Below are 13,933 nucleotides of genomic sequence, written 5' to 3' on the forward strand. Positions count from 1 at the left end.
CAAGTGTAAATATACGCAATGCCTAAACTAAACTACCGAAAGCGAGATGATTGTAATGCAACAAACATTCAGAATTACAGACGAAGATGGTATCCACGCACGTCCGGCAACTGCCCTGGTTAATACAGCAAACAAATTCAAAGGTGCAGAATCTTTTGCAGAAGCTAACGGCAAAAAAGTAACATTGAAATCCATTCTGGGCGTTCTTTCTCTCGGTCTGGAGCAAGGGGACACCATCAGCATTATCGTTGAAGGTGAAGGCGAAGCAGAAGCTCTGCAAGCTTTGACTGACGTTATGGTTAACGAAGGGTTGGGCGAAATTAATGCTTAATGTTTCCGGGATCGCGGCTTCGGCGGGTATCGCTATCGCCAAGGCGTTTATCTTGGAGCATCCTGACTACTCTGTAGAAAAACGCCAAATTAACGACGTTGACGCAGAGATCGCTAAACTCGACTCGGCTCTGGGCAAGTCCCGGGCTGAGCTCGAAGCGATCAAAGAGCGTACTTTACAAGAGCTTGGCGAGAAAAAAGCTGAAATTTTCGCATCGCATTTGCTCATTCTGGATGACCCGGAACTGATTGATCCGGTAAAAGCCAAAATTGCGGATGAAATGGTGAATGCTGAATTTGCACTGAATGAAACAGCTTCCCAGTTCATCTCCATGTTTGAAAATATGAAGAGTGCATACCTGCAGGAACGTGCAGCAGATATGCGTGACGTGACAAAGCGTGTGCTAAATCACTTGCTTGGCATCGACTTCATGAGCCCGGCTGAGATCAGTGAAGAAGTGATTGTGCTAGCGGAGGACTTGACCCCTTCCGATACAGCTCAATTGAACCGCCAGTATGTTAAAGGTTTTGCGACGAACATCGGTGGACGGACTTCTCACTCTGCAATCATGGCTCGTTCGCTCGAAATTCCGGCTGTAGTCGGAACGAAGGACATTTTGTCTCAAGCGAAACAAGGCGACCTGATCATTGTTGACGGTCTGGACGGCCACGTTCTGGTTAACCCTACAGACGACGTAGTTGCTGAATACCGTGCCAAACAGGAACAGTATGATGCACAGCGTGCGGAGTGGAGAAAACTGCGTGACGAACCGACAGTTACCGTGGACAACGTTCATGTGGAGCTTGCTGCAAACATCGGTACACCGAATGATGTAACAGGTGTATTGGAGAACGGTGGCGAAGCCGTAGGTTTGTACCGTACCGAGTTCTTGTACATGGGCAGAGACAAGCTTCCTTCTGAAGACATTCAGTACAATGCTTACAAAGCGGTACTTGAAAAAATGGAAGGTAAACCGGTCGTTGTGCGTACACTCGACATCGGTGGGGACAAAGAGCTTCCTTATCTGGATCTGCCAAAAGAAATGAATCCATTCCTCGGCTTCCGCGCAGTTCGTCTGTGTCTGGACCGTCTGGATATCTTCCGTACACAATTGCGTGCGTTGCTGCGTGCAAGTGTACACGGAAACCTGCGTATCATGTTCCCGATGATCGCAACACTGGGTGAATTCCGTGAAGCAAAAGCTGTTCTGCTCGAAGAGAAGGAAAAGCTGGTCGCTGAAGGGATTGCTGTTTCCGACAGCATTCAACTCGGTATCATGGTCGAAATTCCATCAACAGCTGTAATGGCGGATCAATTCGCCAAAGAAGTGGACTTCTTCAGTATCGGTACAAACGATCTGATTCAGTACACGATGGCTGCTGACCGGATGAACGAGCGTGTATCTTATCTGTACCAGCCTTACAACCCGGCCATTTTGCGTTTGGTTAAAATGGTTATCGATGCAGCGCATCGTGAAGGCAAATGGGCTGGCATGTGCGGTGAGATGGCAGGAGACGAAACAGCAATTCCATTGCTGCTGGGTCTCGGACTGGATGAGTTCAGCATGAGCGCAACTTCCATTCTGCCAGCTCGCAGCCAGATCACCAAGCTGTCCCGTGCGGATATGCAGGAACTGGCAGCCAAAGCGTTGGAAATGCAAACCGCTGAACAAGTGGTTGAACTCGTTCAAAGCATTCAAGCGTAATTTTGCCGGAGTTTCCTCCGGATTTGAGGTTTTCTTTTTCCGAATTAAAGGGCTGCCCTGGGCAGCAATATCGCCGGTGTCCACGAATCAAGTGGGTGCCGGCTTTTTTTGTTTTCACGTTGGAAATATTAGTCGCAATGCACGCTACAAATAAATCCAAAAAATCCCCTTGCACAGTCGAGGGAATACCTCCACCCGCACAAGGGGATGACATGCAGTCAATCAGCAGCAAGTAAATTAACGGTTATAAATCGATGCTCAGCTGCAGGCACAATTCAATACAGGTTTACGTGCCGCGGTCGTTTCATCCAATCGTGTGACGGGTGTGCCATAGGGTGCGTTCAGCACCACTTCAGGTGTTTCTTCCGCTTCCTTGGCGATGCGAATCATCGTATCAATAAATCCGTCGAGCGTTTCTTTGCTTTCGGTCTCGGTTGGCTCAATCATGATACATTCCTCAACATTAAGCGGGAAGTAGATCGTTGGCGGATGATAGCCAAAGTCCAGCAGACGCTTCGCCACATCCAGTGTGCGTACACCGTACTGCTTCAGTCCGCGTCCTGACATCACAAATTCATGCTTGCATACACCCGGATAAGGAATCTCATAGTGAGGTGCGAGACGAGCCATCATATAGTTGGCGTTCAGCACGGCACATTCGGATACACGGCGCAGGCCTTCCGGGCCATAGGTACGAATGTAAGCATAGGCACGAACTAGGATGCCAAAGTTGCCATAGTAGGCTTTTACCCGGCCGATGGATTGATCTCCTTCATAATCCAGTGAATAAACACCCTGATCATTCTGAACAACCATCGGTTTGGGCAGGAACGGGATCAGACGGCTTTTCACACCGACCGGACCTGCACCCGGGCCGCCGCCGCCATGCGGGGTGCTCATCGTTTTGTGCAAGTTCAGATGCACCACATCAAAGCCCATATCCCCTGGCCGTGTAATACCCATGATGGCATTGGAATTGGCTCCGTCGTAATAAAGGAGGCCACCAGCCTCGTGTACGATCGCCGCAATCTCTTGAATGTCCTTCTCAAACAAGCCGAGTGTATTCGGATTTGTCAGCATCAAGGCAGCGGTATCCGTTCCAACCGCCGCACGCAGCGCCTCCAGATCAACAAGACCGTCTGTACGGGAAGGAATCGTGACGGTTTCGAATCCCGCCACCGTTGCGCTGGCCGGGTTCGTGCCGTGAGAGGAGTCGGGCACGATAACTTTGGTACGAAGCTCACCGCGACTTTCGTGATAAGCGCGAATCATCATCAGTCCGGTCCATTCGCCATGTGCACCTGCAGCCGGCTGCAGGGTCACGGCATCCATGCCAGTCAGCCCGGCCAGATCCTGCTGTAACGTATACAGCAGTTCCAGCGCACCTTGAAGGCTCGATTCATGCTGGTAAGGATGGATTTTGGCAAAGCCGTTATACCGGGCAACATCCTCGTTAATCTTCGGGTTGTATTTCATCGTACAGGAGCCAAGCGGGTAAAATCCGTTATCTACCCCGAAGTTGCGGCGGGATAATGCAGTGTAGTGGCGAATGACATCCACTTCAAATACTTCCGGCAAGGCTGCAGCTTCTGAGCGTAGCATTTCCCGGGGAATCAACGTGTCGGCGTCCAGACGGGGCACATCACACTCCGGCAGGGAATAAGCTACGCGGCCCGGACTGCTCAATTCAAAGATCAATGTTTGCTCGGGAGCAGCCGATGAGGCAGTTTGCAGGTTGACAGCTGCGGATTGCAGACCAGTCTCGGGCTGCTGATTCGTAGGTTGAACTGCACTGGTTGTATCAGCATGTGAATTTGTTTGGCCTTCCGATGAGGCTCCGGCCGCTTTTGTTGTCATTTCCTGAGTCACAGTGATCCCTCCAATACACGTGCGAATTCGTCAATCTCTTCTTTGCTGCGACGTTCGGTAACCGCGATGAGCATATGTCCTGCAAGCTCTGGATAGTTCTTCCCAAGCTCATAACCACCGATGAAGCCTGCATCCAGCAGCTTCAGCTGGAGGGCATCCACATCGGTTCCTTCCGGAAGCTGGATCACAAACTCGTTAAAGGTAGGAGCTGAGAAAGTCAGGCTTACCCCCGGCATCGCTTTGAACTTCTGGAGCGCATAGTGGCTTTTCTGTAAATTCAGGTCAGCGACATCGATCATACCCTGTCTTCCCATAGTGGACATGTAAACGGAAGCACTTAACGCGAGCAAGGCCTGATTCGAGCAGATGTTGGACGTCGCTTTTTCGCGGCGGATGTGCTGCTCGCGCGCTTGCAGCGTCAGCACAAAGCCACGTTTGCCGTTGCGGTCGGTGGTCTGACCGACGATGCGACCGGGAATCCGGCGCATGTGAGCCTGGGACACGGCGAAGTATCCGCAAGTGGGTCCGCCAAGCGAAGCGGCGATTCCAAGGGGCTGCGCATCGCCTACTACGATGTCGGCACCCAGCTTGCCTGGGGCTTCCAGCAGACCGAGCGACAGCGGGTTGGCGCTCACAACGAGCAGGCCTTTGTGTGCATGCACAAGGTCGGCAGCCTGTTTTACATTTTCCACAGCACCGAAGAAGTTGGGGCTTTGAATCATAACTGCTGCAGTGTCGTCCGAAATGGCTGCTTGCAGGGCATCCCAGTCCGTCACACCATCCTTGTAACCAATCTCCACGATCTCCAGACTCAAGCCATGTGCATAAGCCTGTAACACTTGGCGGGCTTCCGGGTGAACGGTACGGGATACGATAAGCTGTTTGCGGCGTGTGGCAGCTGCGGCGAGATTACCTGCTTCGGCAAATGCGGTTGCACCATCATACATGCTCGCGTTGGCTACCGCCATGCCCGTCAGTTCACAGATATAGGATTGAAATTCGAAGATCGCTTGCAGCTCCCCTTGGCTGATCTCAGGCTGATAAGGGGTGTAGGCGGTATAGAACTCCGAACGGGAAATAACATGGTTAATGACAGAAGGGATGTGATGATCGTAGATGCCTGCGCCGAGAAAACTGGCGTGTGTCTCGAAGTTGGCATTTTTACCGGCTTGTTTGGACATGTGACGGGTTAAGGCATATTCATCCAGTTTGGAGGATACGGGCAGCTCGCCCTGATAACGAATCTCCTGCGGGATGTCTTTGAACAGATCTTCGATCGTATCCACACCAATCGTGGCGAGCATAGAGCTCTGGTCCTGTTCAGTCATGGGGATATAGCGGTGCTTGCTCGTCATGCTTGCTCAGCTCCTTGGGTAGGGGTGTTTGACGTACGTGTCCGTTTATGAAAAGGGGTTCTGACGACCTCGGCTTTCAGCTTTTTGCCGCGAATCTCAATCTCCAGCGGTGTGCCCAGTGCGGCATGTCTGGCATCAATCAGGGCAAGGCCCAGATTACGCTTCAAGGTTGGTGATTGGGTACCTGTTGTCACTTCTCCAATCTGCACGTCACCTGTATAGATCGGATAATGCGGACGCGGAATGCCGCGCTCCAGCACTTCAATGCCAACGAGCTTGCGGGCAGGACCGTCATTTTTCTGCTTCAGCAGAGCTTCGTGTCCGATAAAAGGTCCGGCATTCAGCTTCACAAACATGCCAAGACCTGCCTCCAGTGGAGAGATGGTAGGAGACAGCTCCTGGCCATACAAAGGCAGCTTCGCTTCAAATCGAAGTGTATCACGAGCGCCAAGTCCTGCCGGAACCAGACCCAGATCAGCACCGGCTTCCATCAATCCGTTCCATACCAGAGCAGCCTGTTCTGCTGAAACGTACAGTTCAAAGCCATCCTCTCCCGTATATCCGGTACGCGATAACAGCAGGCTGACCCCGCATACGCTGGCATCCTGTACAAAGCGGAAAGGTTCGATCGAAGCTGCATCCGTGCCCGTGCCTGTAACTTTGCCGAGAATTTCGACTGCCAGAGGACCCTGCAGTGCAAGCAAAGCCGTCTGCTCCGAAACATTGGTCATGTTCACGCCAGGAGTCATGTGTTCTTGCAGCCAAGCCCAATCCTTGTCGATATTGGAGGCATTCACAACGAGCATATAGTGCTGCTCCGCCAACTTGTAGATCAGCAGATCATCCACCACGCCGCCATCAGGATAACACATCAGGGTATATTGGGCCTGGCCCGGTACGATTGTGGTTACATCATTGGTGGTCATGCGTTGTAAAAAGGCTTCCGCCTGCTCTCCCGTTACGGTGAATTCACCCATATGGGACACATCAAACAGCCCGGCACGCTCACGCACCGCTTCATGCTCCTTTTGAATACCGCTGAACTGCACCGGAAGCTCCCAGCCTCCAAAATCGATGCAGCGTACACCTTCATATTGAGCATATAGGGGGAAGAGTGGTGTTCTTAATAAGTCGGACATCCAATCACCTCGTCAAGGGCCGTTATCGGGCCAAGTATAGAAACGCGAAATCTGTGAATCAGGTAAAGATGCTAAACAACAAGCACATTCATAAGTATTGGATGAAGTCGTTTATGAAAGACACGCTGCCAAAGGCCGACGATTCGATATCCTGCATTCTTTTTTGGGGAAAAGGAAAAGGAAAAGGAAAAGGACAGGCCAAAGAACCGGCATGCCATATAGCACGCTGTATTCTTAGGCTCTGTCCCTTGTACCTGAGAGTTACCCCGCCGCTAGTGCAGACAGGTTTCCCCTTGGGTGATCATAACGTCCGTTAAGGACGATTAGATGCTCTCCAGAGTTGCGTCCTGTAAAAGTCCTTTTGCCTGAGAGATTCACCTCCGCTTGTCGGTGGTTTACTCCTTCGGCGCCGCCTTAAGTACATCCCCAGAACGGGTGTCACGGGCAGTCTCTCCCTTTACATTCATCCGCGGTTCATACGTAATGCAATTCAATTCAGTTGCTACTCTCATTAAAACGTGAATCCAATCATGATGTCAAGAACAATATCATTAAACTTGTATAAAAGACGAATATTATACTATTTATTGAATATAACGTTCGTATATTTAAAATGAGTGCGTTTACTATTCTATTATTATCCAGTATATGTAGAAAGAGTGCTTTTTGGTGATGGGACCACCGGCATGAATTTCGAATAAATTGTAAGCTATCTTGACATTTGAATGCGAAATATTTACGCTGTTGTTTGGGGAAGAGGTAAAGGTCAAAGAACGCATGCACTCATTATTGAAGAAGCGAGGCGGATATGGATGAGCGAATTGAGAAGTGATTTCCTGTACAGTGAAGAGCATGAGTGGGTGCAAACCGTTGGAGAGGATACCGTTCGGATCGGCATTACCGAGTTCGCACAGCATCAGCTGGGTGACATTGTGTTTGTAGAACTGCCTGACCTTGAAGCAAGTGTCGCTGCGGCCGAGAGCATCGGAACCATTGAATCGGTGAAAACGGTGTCGGACTTATTTTCGCCTGTTAGCGGTACGATTGTTGCAGTCAATGAAGCGCTGCAGGACTCGCCGGAGCTGGTGAACAGCTCTCCTTATGAACAAGGCTGGATGATTGAAATCCGTGTTGAGGGAGATTTACAGGCGGCTCTATCCGCACTTCTGAATGCGGACGCTTATCGGAAGCATATCGAGTAGATGATGCACTGCATGATCGGATTGATTTGTACTTACTGACATATATATTATCATATAACATTCAAAAAAGATGTTCTTTGAACCTGTGTGGGCTGCCAGCTCATGCAGGTTTTTTGATGTTTTTGCAGGAGTAGTTGAACGGTTTTTGAGCTATAACCATATGAATTCAGGATAAAAATGGGGAGTGCGGACCAAGCTATGATACTGCTTCCTGTACTGTATATGATCTGAATCATAGCCTGAAAAGTCCTTGTGTATCAAGGGTTTTAATGAATATGACTACAAAAAAGCGATTACATAATCTAATGTTGTCATCATTGTTCATGACGAAAGTACGCTTTCATTTGATTGAACAGCAGCGGTTTCTCGCTTAGGATTACAGCAGGGATGCATGACACCCCTTTCAAATTTATAATGACTTGATTCAAGGAGGATAAACCAATGAGTAATTTGGACCAAACGTCCAATTCCAAGGGTGGGTTACGTGTCGGTGTGCAGCGCTTTGGACGATTCCTGAGCGGTATGGTTATGCCTAATATGGGCGCGTTTATTGCTTGGGGATTAATCACCGCGATGTTTATCAAAACAGGCTGGTTCCCGAATGAAACGCTGTCACAGCTCGTTGATCCGATGATTAAATATTTACTGCCGCTGCTGATCGGTTATACCGGGGGTACGATGGTGCATGGAACACGCGGCGGGGTCGTCGGGGCGATTATGACGATAGGTGTCATTGTAGGCAGTGACATTCCGATGTTCCTTGGAGCCATGATTGCGGGACCGTTCGGGGCATGGGTGATCAAAAAGTTTGATAAATCGGTAGAGGGCAAGATCAGAGCCGGTTTTGAAATGCTGGTCAACAATTTCTCGGCCGGAATTATCGGCGGTATTTTGGGCATCATTGCCTTATTGGGGATCGGACCTGCCGTAGAGGCCATCAGCAAGGTGCTGTCTGCAGGCGTACAGGGTTTGATGAACCTGGGCTTGCTGCCGCTGGTCAACCTGATCATTGAACCAGGTAAAGTATTATTCCTGAATAATGCAATTAACCACGGGATATTAACACCGATTGCTACAGATCAGGCAAGAGAACTGGGTCAGTCCGTGCTTTATATGCTGGAATCCAACCCCGGGCCGGGTCTGGGGATTTTGCTGGCATACTGCTTCTTTGGACGGGGAACGGCGAGATCATCTGCACCGGGTGCAGTCATTATTCATTTCTTCGGCGGGATTCACGAAATTTATTTCCCTTACATTCTGATGAGACCTATTCTGATTCTGGCCGCTATCGCTGGTGGTGTAACAGGGACATTGACGTTCATGCTGACAGGAGCAGGACTGGTGTCGGCACCGTCACCGGGCAGTATCATTGCTTATTTCCTGCTGACGCCGAAAGGTGGATACATCCCGATGCTTGCAGGGGTTATCGTTGCTGCGGTTGTTTCCTTCCTGGTGGCCTCTCTGCTGCTCAAAACGGGTAAACAGAAGGATGAAGATCTGGAATCGGCCTCCAGCCGAATGAAGGACATGAAGAGTCAAGGCAATACGGGAAATGCAGCCATTACGGCAGATCACCGTGATGCAGACAGAGCAGCAAATATCGGCATTGCTGCAGCTGCCAAAGCAAAAGCAGATGTGAAAAAGATTGTATTCTCCTGTGATGCAGGTATGGGTTCAAGTGCCATGGGTGCTTCCATTCTTCGCAAGAAGATGAAATCCGAGGGAATTGATGTTGCCGTAACCAACACGGCGATTAGTGAAATTCCGCAGGATGCTGACGTTGTAATTACGCAAAAAACATTAACGGATCGAGCGCGTGCAGTCGCACCGAACGCGGAGCATATATCCATTGACAACTTCCTAAAAAGCCCGGAATACGATGCGCTTGTTGAACGTTTGAAGTAAGCAGTGAATCACTGCGATACAGCTTCAAACTAGGCGGCCGTTTTCCAAGAGCCGGAGGCTGAGATATGAGTATTACCAAAAGACAACGTGAAATTGTGGAGTTCCTGCTGGATCATCCTCATGAAGTCACGGCCGGCGAAATCGCCGTTGAAGTAAAAGTGAGTACCCGTACTGTGCATCGTGAGCTGCTGATGATCGAACAATGGCTTGAGCCGCTCGGGATGCGATTGGAAAAAAAATCGGGGACCGGCATTCGGATTGATTCCGGTTCCGGTTCAGATGACCTCAGTGCATTACGCCAGAAGCTGGAAGGTCATGAATATGTAGAGTTTACGCCGGAAGAGCGTAAGCTCTTCATGCTTTGCATCCTGCTCGATGAGGCAGAACCAGTCAAGCTGCTTGCTCTTGCTTCTGATCTGAAGGTGACGGTGTCTACCGTCACGACCGACCTGGATGATCTGGAATCCCGCATTCGTCAGGCGGGGCTGAAGCTGGTACGAAGGCGAGGATACGGGGTCAAAATTACCGGCAGTGAGGCGGTTCACCGCAGATCGATTGCCGCGCTGGCTCTGGAAGTGCTGGATGAGTCGGACCTTTTCGGCAGACAGCCAGAGCAGGGCGGTTCTATCGTAAATCAAAAGCTGCTTCGTATGATCGGGCATAGCGATGTGCTTACGATTGAAAATGCATTATGGCAGCCGGATATCGAATGGCTCGAAAAAATTCCTGAACGGCAGTATATGAAGCTGCTTATTCAATTATCAGCGGCAGTTGTTCGTATACGCAAAGGTTTCCATATAGAACGTGCACGATCAGGGGCAGAATCGGCTGTAGCTGCCAGGGCTATGGCAGAGGCGCATGAAGCACGAGTACCCGCATTTATGGCCTCCCGTCTATGCAGTGTATTATCCTCACAGCTTGACATGAGCTTTTCTGAGGAGGAGCAGCACTATTTTCACCAATTGCTAATCGAGACCGAGCAGCAGCTTCACTCCTCCGGTCTGCTCCCGATCGATGATCTGATTCTGATGGATCGGGTGCATTCGCTTACGGATCAGATGCAGGAAAGAACAGGGTATGCCTTTCATGAGGATCGTTTGCTTCGGGAAGGCCTGATTGCTCACATGATTCCGGTGATGGAACGTCTTGAAGGGCATCAGGTCATACGCAATCCGCTATTACAGCAGATTCGCAAGGATTATGACATCCTTTTTGAGCAGGTAAGAACGTCGGTGTTACAAGCATGGCCGGGAGCAGAGGTACCCGATGAGGAGATCGGTTTTCTGGTTATGCATTTTGGGGCATCCATTGAGCGGCTGCGTGCGTTAAAGCAGGAGATTCGCGCAATTGTGGTATGTAACAGCGGCATAGGCTCGTCCCGCATGCTGTCCAGTCGGCTGTCCAAGGAGTTCCCGGAAATACAGATTATAGACAGCGTATCCTGGTACGAGGCCACCCGAGTTCCGGCTGAGGAATATGATCTTGTGTTATCCACCGTTGATCTGCCGATGGAGGAAGATCAGTATTACAAAGTCAGCCCGCTGTTAACCGCAGAAGAAAGTGAGCGGCTGCGCCATTTTATCAAAACAACAACGTTACAGCGGCAGCACCGCAAACCTCGCGAAATGGGGAACGAGACCCGGAATCGTTATTCCGACCCGGATGCGATGGAGGCAACACTGCTTGAGATTGTACGTATCATTGGCAAGTTTCAGGTGCATGCCCTGGATAATGCTCATCTTGATTTTGCTCAAAGTGTGCTTGCCATGTGTAAGGTTGCTCATCGAGCAGGTGTACTGAAGGACCCGGGAGAGGTTGCGAAGCTGCTGGAGGTTCGTGAGTCGATGGGAAGTCAGAAGATTCCCGGCACCAGGCTGGCTCTGTTCCATACAAGAAGTGAGAGCATCTACAGGCCTTCCATTAGTCTGTTCCAGCTTGAGGAACCGCTGCTTCAGACGATGGATGATCCCGAGGGCGTCAGTCATGTGTTATTGATGCTGGGTCCGAAGGAATTGTCCAAGGAAAGCCTGGAGGTTCTCAGTGAAATTAGTGCATTACTGTTACAGGAAGAGATGATTATGTTGCTGGGTAAAGGGAGCAGAGATGAAATTATTCATTATCTGTCCCGGGAGCTGGTTGGATTTTATCGCAGCAAAAACGAAATTGGAGGGCATTAACATGAGTATGTTAACAACAGACAAAGTCATCATGAACGCAACGGCTCAGGATAAATATGAGGCCATTCGTATGGCAGGACAGATCTTGAAGGACGCAGGGCATATTACGGCGGATTATATTGACAAAATGCTGGAGCGTGAAGAGATCGTCTCCACGTATGTCGGCAACGGGCTTGCCATTCCGCACGGTACGAAGGAGTCCAAATCGGCCATCCTGTCTACAGGCATTTCGGTTATTCAATTCCCGCAGGGGGTTGATTTTGGAGAGGAAAAAGCCTACATGGTCATCGGCATCGCTGCACAAGGCGGAGAGCATATGGAGATTCTAACCAGCATTGCGGTCATCTGTGCCGAGGAAGAAAATATGGAAGCACTGCGTCAGGCGAAAACAGCAGAGGAAGTTATCACTATTCTCGAAAGTGAAATGGAGCTATGAAGGCTCTCCACTTTGGCGCAGGCAACATTGGACGTGGATTTATCGGCTTGCTTCTCTCTCGGGCGGGATACGAGGTAACGTTCTCGGATGTGAATCAGGAGCTGGTGCATGCTCTTCAGGAGCGGAGGGAATACACTGTCGAGCTTGCCAACGAGAGCAAGGATGAGGAGACGGTGAGCGGAGTAACAGCTATTGACGGTCGCGATCTGCAGAGGGTCGCAGAGGCCGTGGCTGAAACGGACCTGGTGACAACCGCAGTTGGTGTGGGGGTACTGAAGCATATTGCGCCAGGCATTGCGAAAGGTTTGGAGCAAAGAAGGCAAGCCGGTACTGTGCACAAGCCGCTGCATATTATCGCATGTGAAAATGCGATCGGTGGAAGCACCCAGCTGAAAGAGCATGTATATGCTTTGCTGGATGAGCAGGCTCGCGCGTTTGCTGATGAATATGTTTACTTTCCGAATTCGGCGGTTGACCGGATTGTACCGATTCAGAATCATGCAGACCCGCTGCATGTTCAGGTAGAACCTTTTTACGAATGGGTGGTGGATCGCTCCCAGATGGCGCCTGCCTTCAAACCAATGGATGGTGTCGTTTATGTGCATGATCTGGAGCCGTACATTGAGCGCAAATTGTTTACTGTCAATACCGGGCACTGCGTTGCCGCATATATCGGCTATGTGCACGGATATGATACGATTCAGCAGGCCATTGCCGACGAAAAAGTAAAATCTGTTGTATACGGGGCTTTGCAGGAAACGGGGCAGGTGCTGGTGAAACGCTTTGGATTCAACCCGGAGGAGCATGAACAGTATATAGTAAAAATATTGGGCCGGTTCGTTAATCCTTATCTGACCGATGAGGTGACCCGTGTGGGACGCTCGCCGCTGCGCAAGCTTTCCCCGAATGATCGTCTCGTTCGCCCGGCGCTGCTGGCTTATGCTGAAGGAATTTCTGTGGCTCATCTGGCTACGGGCATGGCAGCGGCCTGCAAGTTCGATGTATCCGATGACCCCGAAGCAGTTGAGTTGCAAAGCCTGATTCGCGAAAAGGGTGTGGCGACTGCTTTGTCACACTATACCGGTATGGAAGAAGGACATCCGGTGCTGGTGGAAGCGGTGAAACAGTTCCATCAGATGTGATGGGGGATGCTCTTGCTTGTGGCTGACCACCCTCGTCATGAAGCAGGGCACTGCGTGCTGGGAGCTGCCCTGGTCAATGGCAATGCCAGTGTCACAGTCTGCAGGTCGGTAGCTGGTGTATTGAGCATATGGTGGGCGAAAAAGGAGAAGGAACAAGATAGTTCAATTCATTCTAAGGTAGAAAAACGGTTAAGGTAGAAAAATGGGGATAACGCTATAAGTTTAGCTAGTGCTAAACACTTATCATCTATTTATACGGAATTATAGATATGATAAGAAAGTTAGAGAGTGTACTGAAAGGTTTTTCGTACAGCCGATCATCTTCATTATATAGAAATAAAGAAACCCTCCTCTGTAATGGTTGTTGCACTGAAGTGCACATCATTGCTACGGGAGGGGTTTCTTTCGTTATTGGGTAAATCGAGTTCTAACGAATCGTACGAACGCTATTTGGGTGATTTTAATGAATTTGCACATCTAACGAATCCTAATGACGCTATTTGCCTCAAAATGAGCAAAAAGTGGTGATTTGCAGCCTCAAATCGGCAAATAGAGTTTCTCATGGACCTATGTCAAGAAAGTAGACACTTACGCGACGGATTTGTCCGTAAATTTCTTCGCAAAACGAGCAGGGGAAAGATAACCTAGCGCACCATGCATTCGCTTGCGGTT

Annotated in this window: 10 protein-coding genes and 2 riboswitches; of the genes, 7 read left to right on the forward strand and 3 right to left on the reverse strand. The window is 50.0% G+C overall.

What is annotated here, in order from left to right; all coding sequences use genetic code 11:
* Positions 1-55 precede the first annotated feature (55 nt).
* Together ACQSGY_RS24765 and ptsP are read left to right on the forward strand one after the other, a co-directional pair.
* Positions 56-331 carry an HPr family phosphocarrier protein gene (locus tag ACQSGY_RS24765; RefSeq protein WP_036617010.1) on the forward strand — a complete coding sequence of 92 codons (276 nt, stop codon included), beginning with the start codon at positions 56-58 and terminating at the stop codon, positions 329-331.
* Positions 324-2,036: a phosphoenolpyruvate--protein phosphotransferase gene (gene ptsP, locus ACQSGY_RS24770; RefSeq protein ID WP_188591581.1), complete on the forward strand. Its 1,713-nt coding sequence runs from the start codon at positions 324-326 to the stop codon at positions 2,034-2,036. Before ACQSGY_RS24765 ends, ptsP begins: the two co-directional genes overlap by 8 nt.
* A gap of 258 nt (positions 2,037-2,294) precedes the next feature.
* On the opposite strand, the gene gcvPB is transcribed toward ptsP, so the two are convergent.
* Genes gcvPB through gcvT form a run of 3 tightly spaced genes read right to left on the reverse strand, consistent with a single transcriptional unit; the run spans position 2,295 to position 6,399 of the window.
* Positions 2,295-3,905: an aminomethyl-transferring glycine dehydrogenase subunit GcvPB gene (gene gcvPB, locus ACQSGY_RS24775; RefSeq protein WP_427181337.1), complete on the reverse strand. Its 1,611-nt coding sequence runs from the start codon at positions 3,903-3,905 to the stop codon at positions 2,295-2,297.
* Positions 3,902-5,260, reverse strand: coding sequence for an aminomethyl-transferring glycine dehydrogenase subunit GcvPA (gene gcvPA, locus ACQSGY_RS24780; RefSeq protein WP_427181338.1), 1,359 nt, complete (start codon positions 5,258-5,260; stop codon positions 3,902-3,904). Before gcvPA ends, gcvPB begins: the two co-directional genes overlap by 4 nt.
* Positions 5,257-6,399, reverse strand: a complete 1,143-nt coding sequence (gcvT, locus tag ACQSGY_RS24785; RefSeq protein ID WP_427181339.1) for a glycine cleavage system aminomethyltransferase GcvT — start codon at positions 6,397-6,399, stop codon at positions 5,257-5,259. The genes gcvPA and gcvT overlap by 4 nt, the downstream gene beginning before the upstream one ends.
* Before the next feature lie 239 nt (positions 6,400-6,638).
* Positions 6,639-6,739, reverse strand: a riboswitch (glycine riboswitch).
* 3 nt (positions 6,740-6,742) lie between these two features.
* Positions 6,743-6,866: riboswitch (glycine riboswitch) on the reverse strand.
* A gap of 345 nt (positions 6,867-7,211) precedes the next feature.
* Between gcvT and gcvH the strand changes: the two genes are divergently transcribed.
* The 5 genes from gcvH to ACQSGY_RS24810 all read left to right on the forward strand — a co-directional run bounded on the left by gcvH (position 7,212) and on the right by ACQSGY_RS24810 (position 13,261).
* Positions 7,212-7,601: a glycine cleavage system protein GcvH gene (gene gcvH, locus ACQSGY_RS24790; protein ID WP_427181340.1), complete on the forward strand. Its 390-nt coding sequence runs from the start codon at positions 7,212-7,214 to the stop codon at positions 7,599-7,601.
* 441 nt (positions 7,602-8,042) lie between these two features.
* On the forward strand, positions 8,043-9,506 hold the full coding sequence (locus tag ACQSGY_RS24795) for a PTS mannitol transporter subunit IICB (protein WP_427181341.1): 1,464 nt from the start codon (positions 8,043-8,045) through the stop codon (positions 9,504-9,506).
* A gap of 65 nt (positions 9,507-9,571) precedes the next feature.
* Positions 9,572-11,683: a BglG family transcription antiterminator gene (locus ACQSGY_RS24800; RefSeq protein ID WP_427181342.1), complete on the forward strand. Its 2,112-nt coding sequence runs from the start codon at positions 9,572-9,574 to the stop codon at positions 11,681-11,683.
* 1 nt (position 11,684) lies between these two features.
* Positions 11,685-12,119, forward strand: coding sequence for a PTS sugar transporter subunit IIA (locus tag ACQSGY_RS24805; protein WP_145406106.1), 435 nt, complete (start codon positions 11,685-11,687; stop codon positions 12,117-12,119).
* Complete coding sequence (locus ACQSGY_RS24810; protein ID WP_427181343.1) at positions 12,116-13,261, forward strand: mannitol-1-phosphate 5-dehydrogenase; 1,146 nt, start codon at positions 12,116-12,118, stop codon at positions 13,259-13,261. Before ACQSGY_RS24805 ends, ACQSGY_RS24810 begins: the two co-directional genes overlap by 4 nt.
* Positions 13,262-13,933 lie beyond the last annotated feature (672 nt).

Source organism: Paenibacillus sp. TC-CSREp1, from assembly GCF_050171015.1.
GTDB lineage: Bacteria > Bacillota > Bacilli > Paenibacillales > Paenibacillaceae > Paenibacillus > Paenibacillus silvae.

Coding starts and splice junctions, on each gene's coding strand:
- ACQSGY_RS24800 (WP_427181342.1), top strand. CDS start 9,572: ATGAGTATTACCAAAAGACAACGTGAAATTGTGGAGTTCCTGCTGGAT.
- ptsP (WP_188591581.1), top strand. CDS start 324: ATGCTTAATGTTTCCGGGATCGCGGCTTCGGCGGGTATCGCTATCGCC.
- ACQSGY_RS24810 (WP_427181343.1), top strand. CDS start 12,116: ATGAAGGCTCTCCACTTTGGCGCAGGCAACATTGGACGTGGATTTATC.
- gcvH (WP_427181340.1), top strand. CDS start 7,212: ATGAGCGAATTGAGAAGTGATTTCCTGTACAGTGAAGAGCATGAGTGG.
- gcvPA (WP_427181338.1), bottom strand. CDS start 5,260: ATGACGAGCAAGCACCGCTATATCCCCATGACTGAACAGGACCAGAGC.
- gcvT (WP_427181339.1), bottom strand. CDS start 6,399: ATGTCCGACTTATTAAGAACACCACTCTTCCCCCTATATGCTCAATAT.
- ACQSGY_RS24765 (WP_036617010.1), top strand. CDS start 56: ATGCAACAAACATTCAGAATTACAGACGAAGATGGTATCCACGCACGT.
- ACQSGY_RS24795 (WP_427181341.1), top strand. CDS start 8,043: ATGAGTAATTTGGACCAAACGTCCAATTCCAAGGGTGGGTTACGTGTC.
- ACQSGY_RS24805 (WP_145406106.1), top strand. CDS start 11,685: ATGAGTATGTTAACAACAGACAAAGTCATCATGAACGCAACGGCTCAG.